Source organism: Stagnihabitans lacustris, from assembly GCF_025950525.1.
Lineage (GTDB): Bacteria > Pseudomonadota > Alphaproteobacteria > Rhodobacterales > Rhodobacteraceae > Stagnihabitans.
The window spans coordinates 54,401-72,793 of record NZ_JAPDGS010000004.1 but is presented as its reverse complement, the minus strand read 5'-3'; the positions used below and the strand labels follow the sequence as shown (position 1 = coordinate 72,793).

17 protein-coding genes and 3 tRNA genes are annotated in these 18,393 nt (G+C 64.6%); 7 read left to right on the top strand and 13 right to left on the bottom strand.

All coding sequences use genetic code 11. The annotated features are described in order from the left end of the window. Nucleotides 1–30 precede the first annotated feature (30 nt). From speB to NX862_RS11335, 6 genes are all read right to left on the bottom strand, one after another. The gene (gene speB, locus NX862_RS11360) at nucleotides 31–984 is read right to left on the bottom strand and encodes an agmatinase (RefSeq protein ID WP_264494032.1); all 954 of its coding nucleotides are present in this window, start codon (nucleotides 982–984) and stop codon (nucleotides 31–33) included. Further along, on the bottom strand, nucleotides 981–1,955 hold the full coding sequence (locus NX862_RS11355; protein WP_264494031.1) for an ABC transporter permease: 975 nt from the start codon (nucleotides 1,953–1,955) through the stop codon (nucleotides 981–983). Before NX862_RS11355 ends, speB begins: the two co-directional genes overlap by 4 nt. A gap of 4 nt (nucleotides 1,956–1,959) precedes the next feature. Next, on the bottom strand, nucleotides 1,960–3,219 hold the full coding sequence (locus NX862_RS11350) for an ABC transporter permease (protein ID WP_264494030.1): 1,260 nt from the start codon (nucleotides 3,217–3,219) through the stop codon (nucleotides 1,960–1,962). 75 nt (nucleotides 3,220–3,294) lie between these two features. Further along, the gene (locus tag NX862_RS11345) at nucleotides 3,295–4,362 is read right to left on the bottom strand and encodes an ABC transporter substrate-binding protein (RefSeq protein ID WP_264494029.1); all 1,068 of its coding nucleotides are present in this window, start codon (nucleotides 4,360–4,362) and stop codon (nucleotides 3,295–3,297) included. Nucleotides 4,363–4,423: 61 nt separating this feature from the next. Then, complete coding sequence (locus tag NX862_RS11340; protein WP_264494028.1) at nucleotides 4,424–5,518, bottom strand: ABC transporter ATP-binding protein; 1,095 nt, start codon at nucleotides 5,516–5,518, stop codon at nucleotides 4,424–4,426. Nucleotides 5,519–5,895: 377 nt separating this feature from the next. Beyond that, nucleotides 5,896–5,982, bottom strand: a tRNA-Leu gene (locus NX862_RS11335). Nucleotides 5,983–6,083: 101 nt separating this feature from the next. Between NX862_RS11335 and lipB the strand changes: the two genes are divergently transcribed. Next, nucleotides 6,084–6,725, top strand: a complete 642-nt coding sequence (gene lipB, locus NX862_RS11330; RefSeq protein ID WP_264494027.1) for a lipoyl(octanoyl) transferase LipB — start codon at nucleotides 6,084–6,086, stop codon at nucleotides 6,723–6,725. 123 nt (nucleotides 6,726–6,848) lie between these two features. Continuing rightward, nucleotides 6,849–7,268: a c-type cytochrome gene (locus NX862_RS11325; RefSeq protein WP_264494026.1), complete on the top strand. Its 420-nt coding sequence runs from the start codon at nucleotides 6,849–6,851 to the stop codon at nucleotides 7,266–7,268. Nucleotides 7,269–7,320: 52 nt separating this feature from the next. On the opposite strand, the gene NX862_RS11320 is transcribed toward NX862_RS11325, so the two are convergent. Beyond that, the gene (locus NX862_RS11320) at nucleotides 7,321–8,601 is read right to left on the bottom strand and encodes a calcium-binding protein (protein ID WP_264494025.1); all 1,281 of its coding nucleotides are present in this window, start codon (nucleotides 8,599–8,601) and stop codon (nucleotides 7,321–7,323) included. 294 nt (nucleotides 8,602–8,895) lie between these two features. Here NX862_RS11320 and NX862_RS11315 point away from each other — a divergent pair, with 294 nt between their 5' ends. Next, nucleotides 8,896–10,560, top strand: coding sequence for a cytochrome c oxidase subunit I (locus tag NX862_RS11315; protein WP_264494024.1), 1,665 nt, complete (start codon nucleotides 8,896–8,898; stop codon nucleotides 10,558–10,560). A 223-nt stretch (nucleotides 10,561–10,783) separates the two neighbouring features. After that, nucleotides 10,784–11,251 (top strand): DUF2244 domain-containing protein, encoded by a 468-nt coding sequence (locus tag NX862_RS11310; protein ID WP_264494023.1) that lies wholly within the window; start codon nucleotides 10,784–10,786, stop codon nucleotides 11,249–11,251. Nucleotides 11,252–11,294: 43 nt separating this feature from the next. Here NX862_RS11310 and NX862_RS11305 read toward each other — a convergent pair whose 3' ends face one another. Together NX862_RS11305 and NX862_RS11300 are read right to left on the bottom strand one after the other, a co-directional pair. Next, complete coding sequence (locus NX862_RS11305; RefSeq protein ID WP_264494022.1) at nucleotides 11,295–11,993, bottom strand: SDR family oxidoreductase; 699 nt, start codon at nucleotides 11,991–11,993, stop codon at nucleotides 11,295–11,297. A 98-nt stretch (nucleotides 11,994–12,091) separates the two neighbouring features. Further along, nucleotides 12,092–12,162: transfer RNA gene (locus tag NX862_RS11300), tRNA-Gly, on the bottom strand. Between the two features lie 191 nt (nucleotides 12,163–12,353). Here NX862_RS11300 and NX862_RS11295 point away from each other — a divergent pair. After that, on the top strand, nucleotides 12,354–12,959 hold the full coding sequence (locus tag NX862_RS11295) for a VPLPA-CTERM sorting domain-containing protein (protein WP_264494021.1): 606 nt from the start codon (nucleotides 12,354–12,356) through the stop codon (nucleotides 12,957–12,959). Between the two features lie 160 nt (nucleotides 12,960–13,119). Here the strand turns inward: NX862_RS11295 and NX862_RS11290 are convergent. After that, nucleotides 13,120–13,194 (bottom strand) — tRNA-Thr (locus NX862_RS11290). A gap of 44 nt (nucleotides 13,195–13,238) precedes the next feature. Further along, nucleotides 13,239–14,891, bottom strand: coding sequence for an ABC transporter permease (locus tag NX862_RS11285; RefSeq protein ID WP_264494020.1), 1,653 nt, complete (start codon nucleotides 14,889–14,891; stop codon nucleotides 13,239–13,241). A 79-nt stretch (nucleotides 14,892–14,970) separates the two neighbouring features. Between NX862_RS11285 and NX862_RS11280 the strand changes: the two genes are divergently transcribed. After that, nucleotides 14,971–15,858 carry a hypothetical protein gene (locus NX862_RS11280; RefSeq protein WP_264494019.1) on the top strand — a complete coding sequence of 296 codons (888 nt, stop codon included), beginning with the start codon at nucleotides 14,971–14,973 and terminating at the stop codon, nucleotides 15,856–15,858. Nucleotides 15,859–15,980: 122 nt separating this feature from the next. Here the strand turns inward: NX862_RS11280 and NX862_RS11275 are convergent, their stop codons facing one another. Then, nucleotides 15,981–16,229, bottom strand: a complete 249-nt coding sequence (locus NX862_RS11275) for a DUF2312 domain-containing protein (protein WP_264494018.1) — start codon at nucleotides 16,227–16,229, stop codon at nucleotides 15,981–15,983. Between the two features lie 72 nt (nucleotides 16,230–16,301). On the opposite strand from NX862_RS11275, the gene NX862_RS11270 reads away from it, so the two are divergent. Beyond that, nucleotides 16,302–16,517 (top strand): hypothetical protein, encoded by a 216-nt coding sequence (locus tag NX862_RS11270; protein WP_264494017.1) that lies wholly within the window; start codon nucleotides 16,302–16,304, stop codon nucleotides 16,515–16,517. Between the two features lie 23 nt (nucleotides 16,518–16,540). Here NX862_RS11270 and NX862_RS11265 read toward each other — a convergent pair whose 3' ends face one another. Further along, on the bottom strand, nucleotides 16,541–18,325 hold the full coding sequence (locus NX862_RS11265; protein ID WP_264494016.1) for an enoyl-CoA hydratase/isomerase family protein: 1,785 nt from the start codon (nucleotides 18,323–18,325) through the stop codon (nucleotides 16,541–16,543). Nucleotides 18,326–18,393: the final 68 nt, after the last annotated feature.

The window sequence follows — 18,393 nt, the reverse complement described above, 5'->3', positions numbered from 1 at the left end:
GCGCAAATACTCCCGCCGGAGGCTCTGACCCTACCGCGCGCCCCTCGCGTGAAAGATGAAGCCCAAGAAGTTCAGCAGCACTTGCGCCGCGAGGATCTGGGTCGATTGGCTGGGGTCGTAATCGGGGGCGACCTCGACCAGGTCGATGCCCACGACGTCGTGGGTCTGGGCCACCTGTTGCAACAGCTCCAGCACCTCGTAATACAGGAACCCACCGTGACTAGGCGTGCCGGTCCCTGGCGCGATCGAGGGGCAAAAGCCGTCGATGTCCAGCGTCACATAGACTTTCGCCCCTGCCGGGATGCGTGCGGCGACGCCCTCGGGACCAAGGGCGCGGAATTGGCGGACCGACAGGATATCCGACCCCATCGCCCGGGCGGCGTCATAGCCGTCTTTCGCGGTGGAGCTGACGTTGCGGATGCCCACTTGCGTCAGGCCGCTGACCCAGGGCTTTTCGGCCGCGCGCCGCATTGGAGAGCCGTGGCCAACCCGCACCCCATGCCTTTGGTCGACGAAATCCAGATGGGCGTCGATTTGCAGGATATGGATCGGGCCTTGGCCCTCAAAGGCCTCGATGCAGGGGATGTTGACGCTGTGGTCTCCGCCGATCACCACCGGAAGCGCGCCCGCGGCAAGGATCGCCTGAACCCCTTTGCGGATATTGGCATGGCTTTGCGCGGTGTCGGTGTGGATGATATCGGCGTCGCCTATATCGACGATGCGCACCGATTGCGGCAGATAGGTCGCGTCATCCTCGTGGTCATAGGCGCCAGCATGGCCGAAACTGAACAGAGTCGAGGCCTCGCGCACCGACCTTGGCCCGAACCGCGCACCCGCCCGGAACTGCGTGCCAAAGTCAAAGGGCGCGCCCAGGACGGCCACATCGGCGTCGATGGCGGCCCAATCTTGCACATAGGGGCGTTTGCCAAAGGTGGCTATGCCGACGAAGGGCAGGTTCAGGCGGCCGGCATCATAGTCGTTCATTGGGGCGTCACTCCGCGCAGACGTTCCGACCGGCGGCGCAAGAGTTCGACCGAAGCCAGAAGTCCGACCGAGATGATGACCAGGATCGTGGCGATCGACAGAATGGCCGGAGAGATCGCCTCGCGGATGCCGTTCCACATCTGGCGCGGGATGGTTTGCTGATCGGGGCCTGCGATGAACAGGACCGCCACGACCTCGTCAAACGAGGTGACAAAGGCGAAGAGCCCGCCCGAGATCACGCCCGGCAAGATCAGCGGCATGATGATCTTGAAAAACGTCGTCCGGGGATTGGCCCCCAAGGACGCCGAGGCGCGGATCAGCGATTGGTCGAACCCCGACAAGGTCGCCGTCACCGTGATGATGACAAAGGGGATGCCCAGCGTCGCATGGGCCATGATGATGCCCAGATGCGTATTGGCCAGACAGCCCTTGGCCGACAAGAAGGGCGACAGCGCATCGGCCAGAATATTGCCCTGCGGCAGGCAGGCCGAGGAATAGGCAAAGAACAGCCCCGTCGCGATGATGATGATCGGCACAATCATCGGCGACAGCAGGATCGCGGTGATCAGCCTGCGATAAGGCATCTCGGGGCGCGACAGTCCCAGCGCCGCCGTGGTCCCCAGCACCGTGGCCAGGATCGTCGCCCAAAACCCGATCCAGATCGAGTTCTTGGCGGCCTTGATCCAGGTCGCATCCTGCCAGACCATCGACCACCAGGAAGCATCGCGCACCGCATCCTCGGGCGCGTTCACGCCAAAGGTCAAAAGCGTGTCATACCAGCGCAAGGAGTACCCCGAGGGGTCAAGCGCCAGCATCTTCTCCGTAAAGCTGAAATAGGGCTCGACGTTGAACGAGAGTGGCATGACGATCAGGATCGGCGCGATCAGAAAGACGAACACGCAGGCGCAGATCACGCGGAAGGTGTAATACCAGATCCGCTCCAGTGGCGAGGCATAGACGGGAAGAGCCATGGTGTCACCCGAGTTTCAAACGGTCGATGCCGATCAGACGGTCATAGAGCCAGTAAAGGAGAAGGACGAGGGCCAGAAGGATTGCGGCCAAAGCGGCGGCCAGCGACCAGTTCGACTTGCCCATGTGATAAGAGATCTGGTTCGAAATCAGCGTGCCATCGGCGCCACCGACCAGCGCGGGGGTGATGTAATAGCCGACCGCCAGGATAAAGACCAACAAAGAGCCAGCCGCGATCCCCGGCAGGGTCTGGGGCAGATAGATGCGGCGGAAGGTGGTCCAGCTTGTCGCCCCCAGCGACCGCGCGGCACGGGCGTAACTCGGCGGGATGACCCGCATCACCGAATAAAGCGGAAGCACCATGAAGGGCAGCAGGATATGGGTCATGACGATGATCGTGCCGGTCTGATTGTAGATCATCGGCAAGCGGTTGTCGTCCGGGATGATCCGCGCCCAGGCCAGGATGTCGTTGATGATCCCCTGTTCCTGCAAGATCGCGATCCAGCTGGAGGTCCGCACCAAAAGCGAGGTCCAGAACGGCAGCAGCACCAGGATCATCAGCAGGCTGGATTTGCGCATCGGCAAGATGGCCAGAAGATGTGCGATGGGAAAGGCCAACAGCAGGCACAGGAAGGTGATCACGGCCGACAGGACAAAGGTCTTGGCGAACAGATACTTCAGGATCGACATGTCCGAGGACTGCCATTCCAGCCCGTCATCCGCCGTGCGCTTTGCATCCAGCGCCACCATGTAGAAGTCGGTGGTCCAGGCGCTTGCGGCATGGCGGAACGTCACCCACAGCAGGGGGTCGTTCCACTTGGCATCCAGCGCCCCCAGCGAGTCCTTGTAGGGCGGCTGAAGCTTGGCGGCCTCACGCGCGGCCTCTTTGAAAATGCTGATCGTGCCGGGATAGGTGTAGTTGATCCGCGTCCCCGCAGCCCCCGCCGTCTTGGCCACTTGCATGGCCGCAAGGTCGCTGACCAGGGCGGCATAGGCGGCTTCATCCGGCGCTCCGGGGTTGGCGGCAAGCCAAGCCACCGTGGCAGGGGCGTTGGCGGCAAACCCATCATGATAGACCGAGCGTTGCAGCATCTGGCCAATCGGCAGGACAAAGGTCAACAGCACAAAGGCCAAAAGCGGCAGCACCAGCAGAAAGGCGCGGCGCTTGGCGCGTTGCTGCGCCTTGGCCAAGGCGGCCTTCAGCGGGCGGCCATCTGCGGTTTGCAGAGGTTGCGTCTGCAAGGGGGCCAGTGAGACATCGGCCATCGGGGATCTCCGGGGGGAATACGGCGGACCGGGGTCCGAAAAAGGGGCCGCCCGCACGGGGCGGCCCCAAAAGGCTTAGTTCGCGGCCAACCAGGCGTTGAAGCGGTCATTCAGCTCTGCGTCATGGTCGACCCAGAACTGGAAGTCCGAACCCAAAGCGTTGACCATATTGGCCTCGGCGGTGGGCATATGCGGGCCCATGTCGGTTTTGCCGTCCATGAACACCAGCGGATCTTTCAGCGACGACTTGCGCGACGGACCATAAGAGATGTGCTGGGCTTGCTGACGCAGACCCTTGGTCGAGGTCGCATAGGCGATGAACTGCAGCGCCTGATCCTTGTTCGGCGCGCCTTTCGGAACGACATACATTTCGTTCTCGAACAGCTGCGAATCCCAGACGATCTGGAAGGGCTTGCCCTCAGAGATCGCGGCGTTGAAGATCCGGCCGTTATAGGCGGTGGTCATGGCAACTTCGCCGTCCGCCAGCAGTTGCGGAGCCTGAGAGCCCGCTTCCCACCAGACGGTTTCCGCCTTGATCGTGTCGAGTTTCGCGAAGGCGCGGTCCACGCCCTCGGGGGTGCCCAAGGTGGCATAGACGTCAGCCGGAGCGACGCCATCGGCCATCAGCGCGAATTCCAGAACCGCCTTGGCGCCCTTGTGCAAGCCGCGCTTGCCCGGGAACTTGGTCAGGTCAAAGAAATCGGCCGCGGTCTTCGGGCCTTCGGGGAACTTGGTCGTGTCATAGGCAAACACGGTCGACCAGACGTCGGTCGAAACGCCACATTCCGTCACGGCGCCGGCGATGAAGTCTTCGGCGGCCGGGGTGCCATCGTCGCCCGCGGGCAGCATGGCCATGTCGATCGCTTCAAGCACGCCCTCGTCGCACAGACGGATCGCGTCGGCATATTCGACCGAAGCGACGTCCACGGTGACGTTGCCCGCCTCGACCATCGCCTTGATGGGCGTGGCTGGGTTGTCGCTGTCCACCATGACGGTGCCGATGCCGGTTTCCGCCGTGAAGGGCTTCAGGTGGCCTTCGGTCTGCGCGCCGCCATAGGCACCGCCCCAGGACATGACCGTCACATCCGCATGCGCCGCAAAGGCGAAAGACGTCAGTGCGGTGGTCAGGATGAGTTTTTTCATTCTGGTCTCCTTGTTGAATTTATAGGCTCCGGGTTTTCCCGGTTTGGTCTCAAGGGTCGGCTTATGGGTCAAGTGCCCGTGCGTCCTGCGGATGCCAGCCGACCTTGATCTTCTCGCCCGGGGTCAACATGCGCTGACCTTGGGTGTTGCGTGACTTGATGACGAAATCTTCCGACCCAGCCACGCGCAGGCGGGTGCGGAACATGTCGCCCATATAGATGAACTCCAGAACCTCGGCGTCCAGCACATGCGCGCCTTCGGGGAACATCTCGGGCTTGTATTCGATGCGCTCGGGGCGGATCGAGACCATGGTTTTCTGGCCCTTTTGCGTGACGTTCACCGGGGTGGCGTCGATGACCTCGCCGGTGGCCAGACGCACGGTGCAGGTGCCCTGCCCCATCGCCTCGATCACGCCGGGCAGCTTGTTGTTCTCGCCGATGAAGCCCGCCACAAAGCTGTTGTCGGGGCGTTCGTAAAGATCGGACGGCGAGGCAAGCTGCTGGATGCGGCCATCGTTGAACACGGCCACGCGGTCGGACATGGTCAAGGCCTCGCCCTGGTCATGGGTCACATAGACGACGGTGATGCCCAACGACTCATGCAAGTGCTTGATTTCGAACTGCATATGCTCACGCAACTGCTTGTCCAGCGCACCCAGGGGTTCGTCCATCAGCACCAATTTGGGATCAAAGACCAAGGCGCGGGCCAAAGCGATCCGCTGTTGCTGGCCGCCTGACAGTTGCGCCGGGCGACGGTTGGCAAAGGCGCCCATCTGCACCATGTCCAACGCGCGCTTGATCTTGGCCTCACGCTCGGATTTGCCCATGCCGCGGACTTCCAGCGGAAAGGACAGGTTTTCGCCCACCGTCATATGCGGAAACAGCGCGTAGTTCTGGAACACCATGCCGATGCCGCGCTTATGCGGCGGCACCAGGTTGATGTTGGTCCCGTCCAGCTTGATTTCGCCATGGGTCGCGGTTTCAAAGCCCGCCAGCATCATCAGCGTGGTCGTCTTGCCAGAGCCCGACGGCCCCAACATGGTCAGAAACTCGCCTTTGCCGATGGCCAGGTTCAGGTCCTTCACAACAAGGGAAACCCCGTCGTAGCTTTTCTGGACATGCTCGAAGGCCACGAAAGCCTCGTTCGGGCTGGTCATACGTTTACGTCTCCCCGGTCGGGCCTGTTTCGGTCCCGTTGACTGCGACTTAAGCCGATGGTGGCCTTTGGTGCAATTCACTTCTGATGAGGTCAAGGATGCGCGATGCGAAAGCGTCAAAAAGGGGTTATTGCGCCGCAATCAGGCGATAAACGCCGTCTTTTTCACCATGAGGTAGAGCCAGTTTCCTGCGGCGGGCGAAAACTGCCCGCAGAATCACCATGCGGTCCCTGATGCGCGGGTCCAAGGGCCCAAAGTTTGCGCAAACATGCTGTTCGGGAATCGCCGTTTTTTCGTGCAAATGCGCCACGGGCGAGGGGGCGCAAAATGAAACGGGCGCGGCTTGCGCCACGCCCTGTTCTTTGCCAAAGCCGGATTGGTGCGGATGAAAAGACTCGAACTTTCACTCCGGTTAAGGAACAGCGACCTCAACGCTGCGCGTCTACCAATTCCGCCACATCCGCATTGATCCGGCTTCGGTGGAGGCTTCATAGCGAAGGGTTTCGCGGTTGAAAAGGGGCTTTTCACCCTTTTTTCAATCGCGTGCTTTGCCTATCATCGGGTCATGGTTGAAATCACCCACCTTGCAGGCCTTGCGCCCTATGTCGAAACCCTTGGCCTGATGGAGGCGCGGGCCGAGGCCATCGCCCGGGGTGACGCCCCAGAGGCGCTGTGGTTCCTGGAACACCCACCGCTGTATACCGCGGGCACCTCCGCCCAGGCCTCTGATCTGGTGGACCCGGACCGATTCCCGGTCTTTCCGGCCGGGCGTGGCGGGCAATACACCTATCACGGGCCGGGTCAGCGGGTGGTCTATGTCATGCTGGATCTGGGGCGCCGCGGCCGCGATGTGCGCCAATTCGTCTGCGCGCTGGAGAACTGGGTGATCGGCACCCTGGCGCAGTTCAACATCAAGGGCGAGCGTCGTGCGGGCCGCGTCGGCGTCTGGGTTGCCCGAGAGGGCCGCGAGGACAAGATCGCGGCCATCGGCATCCGCCTGCGGCGCTGGGTCTCGTTCCACGGCATTTCGATCAATGTCGAGCCCGACTTGGCGCATTTCACCGGTATCGTGCCCTGTGGCATCAGCGACCATGGCGTCACCAGCCTGGTCGACCTTGGGCTTCCCGTAACCCTGGCCGATCTGGACGCGGCCCTTCTGGCCGAGTTCCCCAAGCACTTCCCCCCGCAAGCACTTCCCCCCGGTTGAGACAAATTGACCAAGGCCGGTTTAACCGACGCTTAACCATTGTTCTGCATGGTTCAGGCCGCTAAGTTGCGCCGACCGCGCGTGTCAGACAGATTCAGGGAACTGCCCCCCATGTTCAAACCAATGTCCAAAGTTTTCGCCTTCACCCTTGCCCTTGGTGCCCTTGCTGCGGCGCCTGCCCTGGCTGGCGATGCCAAGGCCGGAGAGGATGTCTTCAAGAAGTGCAAGTCCTGCCATGCCATCATCGGTCCCGATGGGGCCGAGGTGGTGAAGGGCGGCAAGATCGGCCCGAACCTTTACGGCGTGATCGGCCGTCAGATCGGCGCCTTGCCCGATTTCAAATATGGCGAGTCGGTCGTGGCCGCCGGTGCCGATGGGTCGAAATGGGACGAGGCTGCCTTGGCCGCCTATGTCGTCGATCCGACCAAATGGCTGAAGGAAAAGACCGGCGATGACAGCGCCAAGTCGAAGATGACCTTCAAGCTGGCCAAGGGCGGCGAGGATGTCGCGGCCTATCTCGCCTCGGTCGCCCCGGCGCAATAAGCCAACGCTTCACATGAAGAAGGCCGGGCAAACCCTTGCCCGGCCTTTGCTTTCACCCAAAGAAGTCCTGGACCCCGATCATCGTGGCATCGGCCACGCCCATCAGGATCACCCGCATTTCCGCGCCCGTGACCCCGGTCAGGTTCACATCCACCGCAAGGTCCGCCCCAAGGTCAACCAGCCGGATCTGACCCGCCGCGGTAAAGGCGCCGGTGCCGATCAGGACCAGCGTTTCGGTCAGCCCGGCCGCTAGGCGCGCTTCGGTCAGGTCCAGCATGTCCCAGCCGCCCGCCGTGCCCACCATAGCCGCGGAGGCAAAGTCCATGATCCGGTCCGCAGCCCCCAAGGCCGATTGCGCGGTGCCTTGAAAGACGAACATGTCGGCCCCCGCCCCGCCCGTCAGGATGTCCGCGCCCGTCCCGCCGATCAGCACGTCATTCCCAAGCGCCCCGCGCAGCGTATCCGCGCCCGAGCCGCCCTTCAGCACATCATTCAGCGCGCCGCCCTCGAACAGGTCGTTGTCGGTGGTCAGCCCCTCGCGCCCTTCGGCGAACAGGGCGATGGCCTGCGCCCCCATCTGCACCCGGTCGCCCGCATCGCCGCCGATGATCTCCAGCCGTTCGAACCCGGTGAACCCGGAATTCACCCCGTTGATAAAGCTGTATTTCCCCGCGCCCGTCGCATCAAAGCTGACATAGATCCGGCTGCCCAGGTTTGTGACATCGACTTGCAGCAGGTCATTGCCCGCGCCACCGTCCAGCGTATCGGCCTGGCCCTTGATCGCGGTCGTCCGCTCGATGAAAAGCCGGTCATCGCCCGCCCCCAGCGAAATCCGCGACTTGGCCCCCCAAGAGACGACCTCGTCCTGTTCCGCCCCGCCGACGAACTCTAGTGCGCGGCCGGATTCGACGAACAGCTGTTCAAAGGCATTGGCCGAGATCACCCGGCCATCGAGGCTCACCAAAAAGCCGTTGTTCAGCCCGCTGACCACGATCTTGGCAGGTGCATCGACCGTGTCGGACATGATCAGCCCCAGCGCATCCACCCCGGTCCCGCCCTGCAAGGCCGCAAACTGCGCATCATAGACCGCGATCACCGTGTCATTGCCGCTGCCGCCCCAAAGCTCGTTCACCCCCGGGCCGCCATACAGCAGGTCATGCCCCGCGCCGCCGCGCAGGATGTCGTTGCCCAGATCCCCCCACAGCGTGTCCTGGCCCTTGCCGCCCTCGATCGTGTCGTTTCCCGCATTGCCGTAAATCAGGTCATGGCCATCGGTCAGCCCCGCAAGCGCCGGGAAAAAGTCGTCGGCATCGGTCAAATTGAATTTGGTCATCGCGCTCTGGTCCCGCCCCTGCCCTGAAAATGTCAAACTTGCCCCATGATAGGGCCGCGCCCAGCCCAGGGTCAATCGCGCAAGGGGAAACCACTGTTTCCACAGGCGAAACGACAGCCCCGCCCGCCCTGCTCCCGACCCCCTGAAATCGCGCCATTTTCCGGCCTTGTCCGCCGCTTTGCGCCTTGCCCCAAAGGCTTTGGCGCACTAGAACAACCGGGATGCGGCGCGGGGAGGGACTCTGCTCCGACGAGGACAACAGAACGCCCGAAAAGGGCATAACGGGAGACGCCAATGGCCGATGCAGCCATCCATGGCCACGACCATGAGCCGAAAGGGTTTTTCACCCGCTGGTTCATGTCGACCAACCACAAGGACATCGGGATCCTTTACCTCTTTACCGGCGGGCTGGTTGGCCTGATTTCGGTGATCTTCACCGTCTACATGCGGATGGAGCTGATGCATCCCGGCGTGCAATACATGTGCGCCGAGGGGATGCGGTTCATCGCCAATGGCGAATGTGCGCAGGATGGCCACCTGTGGAACGCGGTCGTCACCGCCCATGGCGTGCTGATGATGTTCTTCGTCGTCATCCCGGCGCTGTTTGGCGGTTTCGGCAACTATTTCATGCCCTTGCACATCGGTGCGCCGGACATGGCCTTTCCGCGGATGAACAATCTGTCCTATTGGATGTATGTGGCCGGCGCCTCGCTGGGCATCCTGTCGGTCTTTGCTCCGGGTGGTGAAGGCGGTCTGGGCGCGGGCGTGGGTTGGGTGCTTTACCCGCCGCTGTCGGCGCGCGAAGACGGCTATGCCATGGACCTTGCGATCTTTGCCGTCCACCTGTCGGGGGCATCGTCGATCCTGGGCGCGATAAACATCATCACGACCTTCCTGAACATGCGCGCGCCTGGCATGACCATGCACAAGGTGCCGCTGTTCGCCTGGTCGATCTTTGTGACGGGTTGGCTGATCCTGCTGTCGCTGCCGGTTCTGGCGGGTGCCATCACCATGCTGCTGACCGACCGCAACTTCGGGACGACCTTCTTTGACCCGGCCGGCGGTGGTGATCCGATCCTGTATCAGCACATCCTGTGGTTCTTCGGCCACCCGGAAGTCTATATCATCGTGATCCCGGCCTTTGGCATCATCAGCCATGTGATCTCGACCTTCGCGAAAAAGCCGATCTTCGGCTATCTGCCGATGGTCTATGCCATGGTGGCGATCGGGGTGCTGGGCTTTGTCGTCTGGGCGCACCACATGTATACCGTGGGCATGTCGCTGACCCAGCAAAGCTACTTCATGCTGGCCACGATGGTCATCGCGGTGCCGACGGGCGTCAAGATCTTCTCCTGGATCGCGACGATGTGGGGCGGCTCGATCGAGTTCAAGACGCCGATGCTTTGGGCCTTTGGCTTCCTGTTCCTGTTCACCGTCGGTGGCGTCACCGGGATCATGCTGTCCCAGGCGCCGGTCGACCGGCTGTATCACGACACCTACTATGTGATCGCCCACTTCCACTATGTGATGAGCTTGGGCGCCGTCTTTGGCATCTTTGCGGGCATCTACTTTTGGGTCGGCAAGATGTCGGGCCGCCAGTATCCGGAATGGGCGGGCAAGCTGCACTTCTGGGCGATGTTCGCGGGGGCCAACCTGACCTTCTTCCCGCAGCACTTCCTGGGCCGCCAGGGCATGCCGCGCCGCTACATCGACTACCCCGAGGCCTATGCTTATTGGAACGAGATCTCGTCCTATGGCGCCTTCCTGTCCTTTGGGTCTTTCGTGTTCTTCATCGGGGTCATGACCTATACGCTGCTCTGGGGCCGCAAAGTCACCGAGCCGGGTTATTGGGGCGAATATGCCGATACGCTGGAATGGACCCTGTCCAACCCGCCGCCGGAACATACGTTCGAACAGCTGCCCAAGCAGAAGGACTGGGATCACTCCCACGCCCACTGATCGGCTGCGTCATGAAAGAAGGCCCCGGGTTCGCGCCCGGGGCCTTTTTGCATCTGCCGGTTGGACCGCAGGATCAGGGGCGATGGGACCGGGGGACGATAGGACCGGGGGCGCGCTGAAAATCCTGCGCTTGCCGGTTGGCCGCGGGCCAAAGGACCCCTGAAAACGCGCGCTATTCTGGATCAGGGCTTTCCGCGGGCGGGCCGCGTTCTATACTGCCTCCATGCCCTACCGTTGGACCGATGATGACACGCTGACGCTTTGGCCCCACCGCTCACTGGGGCCCAGGGGCTTTGTCTGGGCCATCGGGCTTTTGTCGGCGGGCCTTGCCCTGCCCCTGACGCCGCTTTTGGGCAATCCGATGCTGTGGGTGATCCTGGCCTTTGTCGCGGGGACAGTCGCTTTCCTGTGGCTGGCGATCCGGCGCAACCAGACCGACCGCCGCATCACCGAGACCCTGCGCCTGTCGCCAGACCGTCTGACCCTGACCCGCCATGCCCGCGGCTTGCAGTCCTGGGAGGCCAATCCGCATTGGGTGCGCCTGACCCTTTATGAGACCGAAGGGCCGGTGCCGGTCTACCTGACCCTGGCCGGCAATGGCCGCGAGGTCGAGTTGGGCGCTTTCCTGACCCCCGACGAGCGGCGGTCCTTGCGCGCCGACCTCGCCCGCCGCCTGGCCGACCTGCGCTGATCGCACAGACCGGCCACAGGGACGGGCCGCGGCCGCGAAGACCTTACACCCCCCGCGTCAGCCCGCCATCGACCTTGATATTCTGCCCGGTGATATAGCCCGCCCCTTCGGACAACAGGAAGGTTACCGTCGCCGCGATCTCGTCGCTGGTGCCATAACGTTCCATCGGCACCGAGGACCGGCGTTCCTCCGTCGCGGGCAGGCTGTCGATCCAGCCCGGCAGGACATTGTTCATCCGCAGTCCCTGCGCGGCATGGGTATCGGCGAAAATCTTGGTGAAGCTGGCAAGCCCCGCCCGGAAGACGGCCGAGGTCGGGAACATCGGTGCCGGTTCAAAGGCCCAGGCGGTCGAGATATTGACCACCGCGCCCTTGCCCTGCGCCAGCATGATCGGCGCCACCAGCCGCACCGGCTTGATCACGCACATCAGATAGACTTCCATGCCCCGGTGCCAGTCGTCGTCGGAAATCTCCAACAGCGGCCCGCGCGGCCCGTGGCCTGCCGAGTTCACCAGCGCATCCACCCGCCCCCAGCGGTCCATGGCCAGATCGACCAGCCGTTGCAGATCGGCCGTCTCGGTGTTCGACCCGGTGACGCCCACGCCGCCCAATTCGGCCGCCAAAGCCTCGCCCTTGCCCGAGGACGACAGGACGCCGACCTTCCAGCCCTCCGCCGCCAGCCGCCGCGCCGAGGCCGCCCCCATCCCGCTGCCGCCCGCCGTGATCAGTGCCACTTTCGTCATCATCGCCTCCATTTTGCGCCAGATTGCCAGAAGGCCAAGGCAAGCGAAAGACCATGCCCGCCCAAGGGCGGCCTGCTTCGGCAAAGGGCAAGGTCAAGAGCGGCCTGCGGGGATCGAACCCGCCTCATCAGGTTGGAAACCTGAGGCCCAGCCACTAGACCAAAGCCGCATGACGCAAGCTTGGCATATCCCCGGACCGCGCTCCAGCCCCTTAGGGCCTTGCACATTCTTGCGGCATCCGAAGGGTTCATGTTCCGGGACGGCCGCCTGGTCCGGAAATGTCTTGGTTGCACGCCGAAAACCGTGTAATTTTGACCTGAAATTCATCCTACGTCGCACATATTTTTTGGAGAACCCGGAATGAAGGCATTTGCACTCTCGGCCTTGCTGGCGCTTGCGCCTCTGGCATCCCAGGCCACGACCATCGACTTCACGACCATTCCCGTTGGCACCTTTGACCAGAGCTATGGCGATGTGGCGGGCGTCCTTGATGTCACTTACGAATATTCCTATGACGCCGGCGCGACCTTTCAACAGGGCGGCATCATCTGGCCCAAGGGCTATTACGGCGCTCAAAGCAACACCGATGCCCTGATTGCGCCGAGCTCACCGCCCAGCATCATGCAAATCACGCTCAAGGCCCTTGGGAACAACAGGATCACCGAATTTGAGGCGATGGTGGCCCATTGGACCCAATTCGATGTGTATCCCCTCACCGTCCGGGTCATTGCGGATGGCGGCACCCCCTTTAGCCTCAGCGGCCAGGGCTTCTTTGGGGTGACGGGCTTCGGGAAAGGCGGCGGCAGGTGGACGACGGCGGTGATCCAGCTTGGGCCGGATTGGAACGTGGGCTATCAAAAGGTGAACTACACGCTTGACGGCACGGTGCCGCTGCCTGCCGCGGGCCTGCTGCTGCTGGGCGCGCTTGGCGGCCTGGGCCTGATGCGCCGCCGCACCGCAGCCTGACCCCGGCCACGCCAGATTTCGGGCCGGTCCCCTGCCTGGGGATCGGCCTTTGCCTTTGCGCGCCGATGAGGTGCCTCAGGGGACAGGGTCGCATGGCAGGGCCGCGCCCTGCGCCCAAGGCCGCCCCACATGGGCCCGCGCGGCCCGACTGTCCAAAAAATGGTGCCGGTGGAGAGGATTGAACTCCCGACCTTCGCTTTACAAGAGCGCTGCACTACCGCTGTGCTACACCGGCCCGGAGCCTCTTTAGCGACTAGACGCGCGCCTTGCAACCGGGGTTCAATGCTCTTCGTGCAACAAGGCCCAGACCGCGATCAACCCGACGGCCCCCACGATCAGCGCGGCCGGGGCGCTTTCCCCGACCTTTTCCAGGCTGGCAAGGTCATAGGCCCGCGTGGCCAGGGTGTTGAAATTGAACGGCCGCAGCAGCAGCGTCGCGGGCAATTCCTTGACGCTGTCGACAAAGACGATCAGCACCGCCGTCCAGACCGACCCCCGCATCAAGGGCAGATGGATGCGGCGCAAAACGCCGGAGGGGGTCTCGCCAAGCGCCCTTGCGGCCATCGGAAGCGAAGGCGGGATGCGGCCAAAAGCGGTCTCGACCGAGCCTTGGGCGATGCCGAAAAACCGGATGACATAGGCCAGCACGAGCGCCGCCGCCGTGCCGGTCAACAGCAAGCCCGGATCATGGCCCGTCACCGCCAGAACCGCATCGGCCAGCCGGTGATCCAGCGCGGCCAAGGGGATCAGGATGCCCACCGCCAGCACGGCGCCGGGTGCGGCATAGCCCAGCGAGGTCAGCGGCAGGACCACGCGGGCCAGCCCCTCACCGCCTTGACGCAGCGCATGGACCAAGAGCAGCGCGCCGCCCACCGTCAGCACCGCCGCAACCCCGCCCACCGCCAGCGTATGCCACAGGGCCTGACCCAGACCCGGCGCCAGCCAGACCGAGGGATGGCGCAAGGCATGGCCCGCCATGACCCCCACCGGCAGACCAAAGCCCAGACCCAGCGGCACAAGGCACAGCCCGGTGGCCAAAAGCGCAGGCGCCCCGCGCAGGGCCTGGGGCGCCACGGGCCGCGTCGCGCGGGCGGGCTTGTGAAAGCGCGCGCGGCGGCGGCTGGCACGCTCGACCAGGACCAGGGTCAGGATCAGCCCCAGGATGACAAAGGCCAGCTGCGCCGCCCCCCCCGCATTGTCCGAGTTCAGCCAGGTGGAAAACACCCCCGTCGTCAGGGTCTGAACTGCGAAATGCTGCACGGCGCCAAAATCGGCCAGGGTCTCCATCAGGACCAGCGCAAGGCCTGCAGCAATCGCGGGCCGGGCCAGGGGCAGGCCGACGCGCCAAAAGAGGCCAAAGGGCGAGGCGCCCAAGGCCCGCGCCACCTCATAGCTGCTGCCCGACTGTTCGCGAAAGGCCGAACGCGCCAGCAGATAGACATAGGGGTAATAGGCCGAGCCCAGGACCAGGATGGCAAAGCCCATCGACCGCACCTCGGGAAAGGCATAGTCCCGCGCCGAATTCCAGCCCATCACGGCGCGCAGGGCGACCTGCAAGGGGCCGGCATAGTCCAGGAAATCGACCAGGGCATAGGCGCCGATATAGGCCGGGATCGCCAGCGGGAACAGCATCGCGCGGTCCAGCCACCACGACCCCGGAAAGCGATACATTGTCAAAAGCCAGGCCGCCCCCACCCCCACACAGGTCGCAAAGACGCCCACCCCCGCCCCCAGCACGGCGGTGTTCCACAAATACCGCGGCAGGACGGTCGACAGAAGATGCGGCCAGATGTTCTCGGTCGGATGCAGCGCCAGCCACAGGACCGACAGGACCGGCACCGTCACAAGGGCGGTCAGGGCCAGGGCCAGAAGGCTCCAGCCACCGGGCCAAGCGGCGCGGCGCGGCCTTGTCTGAGTGTTTTGGTCGGTCATGGCGCCTGCCTAATCGAAAGTGGTTTCCCTGTCCAGAAAAGCCCGTATATTCGCGGCAAAACAACAAGAAGGGCTGCCCATGCGGATCGTCTATCACCTTGGGGCGCATTGCACCGACGAAGAGCGGCTCTTGCGGTGTTTCCTGAAGAACCGCGGCGTGCTGGCGGAACAGGGCATCGTCGTGCCGGGGCCGACGCGCTATCGCAACCTGTTGCGCGATACGGCCATCGCGCTGAAGGGCAAGCCCGCCACGATCGAGACTCAGGCCCTGGTGCTGGAGCAGATCATGGAAGAGGACCGCGCCGAGCGGCTGATCCTGTCCTGGGATAACTTTCTGGCCTTTATCCCCTGGGCGGTGGATGGGGCGCTCTATCCCTCGGCCGGGCCCCGGACGCGGGCCTTTGCCCAGGTCTTTCCGCAGATCGAGGCCGAGTTCCACATGGGCCTGCGCAATCCGGCCAGCTTTCTGCCTCAGGTCTTTCACCGGCAAAAGGGGATCAAGGGCGGCAAGCCCACGGTCGAGGCCTTTACCGCGGGCATCGACATCTTTGACCTGCGCTGGTCGGATGTGGTCGAACGCATCCTGGACGCCAACCCCGAGGCCGAAATTACCCTGTGGTGCGACGAGGACACGCCCCTGGTCTGGCCCGAGGTCCTGGCCGCGGTGTCCGGTGCGGCCCCCGGCACCGTGCTGGAGGATGCCGACGCGCTGTTGTCAGAGATCATGGCCCCCGAGGGGCTGGAGCGGATGCGGACCTATGAGGCAAGCCACCCTGTGACCTCGGTGGCGGGGCGGCGGCGCATGGTCTCGGCGTTCCTGGAGAAGTTCGCGATCCCGGCCAAGGTCGAACAAGAGGTCGAGATGGCAGGCTGGACCGAAGGCACGATCACGGCCTTGGCCGAGATCTATCAGCAGGACCTGGCCTATCTGGCCACCCTGCCCGGCGTCACAGTGATCCGGCCTTAGGGGGCCATGGCTGCGGCGTTGAAGCGGCGGCTGGGGAACTTGGAACAAGCTGCCGACCACGGAAGGCGCACCACCAAGCACCGCAAGCAAATAGGGCGCCGACCCTGCGGCGCCCTGATGCGTCAGATCATGCCCAAGGCGGCCTTGTAGACCTCTAGCACGGCCTCTTCTTCGGCCAATTCGTCCGGCTTTTTCTTGCGCAGCGCCAGGATCTTGCGCAGAGCCTTGGTGTCATAGCCGCGCCCCTTGGCTTCGGCCATGGTCTCCTTGATCTGCTCGGCGATGTCTTTCTTTTCGGCTTCCAGCTGTTCGACGCGCTCGATGAATTGCTTCAGCTCTTCGGCGGTGACGGAATAGGGATCGTTCGACATGGGCGTGCCTCTGGTCACGGGGATTTGGGGCAGCTATAGCGCGGGGCGCGTCAGGTGCAAGGGAGTTCGGGCATGTTGGGCAATGTGATCCTGTGGGGCGGGGCAATCGTCACCATGGCGGGGGTGCTGGGGCTGGTCCATTGCGGCCGGCTTTCGCTGCAGGCGCGGACCCTGCCCGAGGCCGAGGCCAAGACGGTGATGGAGCGCGTCTTGTGGATCAACGTCGCCGCGATGGGGACCGCGATGCTGGGGCTGATGGCGGTGATCGTCGGGCTGATCCTGCGCTAAGGCCCGGGGTTACTGGCCCGGGGTCAAAGGCCGAACCCCTTGCCCTGTGCGATCAGGCGGTCGATCCAAGGCGACACGCCAAAGACCGGCGCCGCGCCCAGTTTGCGCAGGTCGGCGCGCAGGACCAAGGCCCCGCGGCGGTCGGCCTGATGCAAGGGCCCGCCCAGCCAGCGCGGCATCAGGCCCGACAGAACGGCAATCGCGTCGATATCGGCAGGGCGCCGGGCGCGGCCGTCGTGCAGCATCCGCGCCGATTCCGCAGCCAGCGCCGCCAAGGCCGCACGCACAACGGTTGCGCCCTGTGGCGGCATGGGGCCAAGCGGAGGCTCGCCGATCCCGGCCGCAGCAAGCGCCTGGCGCACCACGGTTTCGCCCAAGACCGGCGCCAGCGCCTCGACCGCGGCTTCCAGCGCCAAGCGCAACCCCAGCTCCAGCGGACCGCCCGGCCCCACCGTCACCACGCGCCAGCCCAGCCGCCGCCCCAAGGCCGCAGCCCGGGCAAGGGTCACAAGGTCCGCACCCGGCCCGATGGACAATTCCGCCAAGCCGCCCAGGGTCTCGGCCAGCGTCAGACCCAGACCGCGCACACTGGCGCCAAGGACAACCTGATCGGGCGCGGGTTCGACCCCCGGCGCCACAAAGACCAGGTCCAACCCCTGGGGCAAGGCGCCCTGACCCGCGGCCATCCGGGCCCAGGCGGCTTCACGCAGGGGCTCGGTCAGGCGACCCGCCGCAACCTCGGCATCCAGCGCGCCGACCACCGTGGCCAAGGCCGCCGTCAGCGCCGCGCGGTCGGGATCGACCAAGACGACCTCCAGTCCCGCGCGCACCGCCTGCAAGGACAGATCGGCCGCAAAGCCCTGCGCGCCCAGGATGCCGATCAAGCGGACCTCGGGCGCGACCTGGCCGGCCAGTTCGCGCGGCGGCTCCAGCGCGATACGCTCGGCACGCAGGGCATGGACCAGGCCCGCGGCCTCGGGCGTGGCCGACAGATCGCCAAAAGCCGCGGCCTCCAGGTTGACGCCCATGTCAAAGGGCAACAGCCCCGCGGCCTCGACGCAGTCGATCAGCCGCAGCGGCGCGGGCAAGGGCGAGGCCGCAACCGCCACCCGCGCCGCCTCGACCAGTCCGGTCAGGCGGCCCAGGTCGCGCGGCATCATCGCGCTGGTCGGACGCGGCGCCAAGCCCCGGCCATCCGAAGCCCGGCCATCCGAAGCCCGCCCATCCGAAGCCCGGGCCGCCATCGCAAGCGCCGCCTGGCCCAGAACACCGGTCGAGACCTCGTCGACCAGACCCAAGGCCAGCGCCTCGGCGGCACTCAGGGGGCGGGCCTCCAGCATGACGCGCAAGGCGGCCTCGGCGCCGATCAACCGGGGCAGGCGCTGGGTCGCGCCCGCGCCGGGGATCAGGCCAAGGCTGACCTCGGGCAGGGAGAACATCGCGGACTCGTGGGCGATGCGCCAATGGGCAGCCAGCGCCAGCGCGCATCCCGCGCCAAGCGCCATGCCGTGAATGGCTGCGATCACCGGCTTGGGGCTGGCTTCGATCCGGGCGCAAACCCGGGTCAGCGCCTCTTGGGCCGCCGCATCCAGCGCCGCATCCAGCGCGCGCCCCGCCGAAAAGCCGCGCCCCTCGCCGCGCAGGATCACCGCGCTGACCCCCGGATCGGCCAAGGCCGCCTGAAGCCCCGCGGTCAAGGGCGCCTCCATCTCGGCGCGCCACAGGTTCGCTGGCGGATGGACCAGCACCAGCACAACCACCGACCCCATGCGGTCGACCCGCACCAGCGTGCCCAATGCCTCTGCCATCCAACGCCCCCCGTTTGTCAGGCCCATTAGACCGCGATTTTCCACCGCTTGTCCATGGGTTGTGGGGG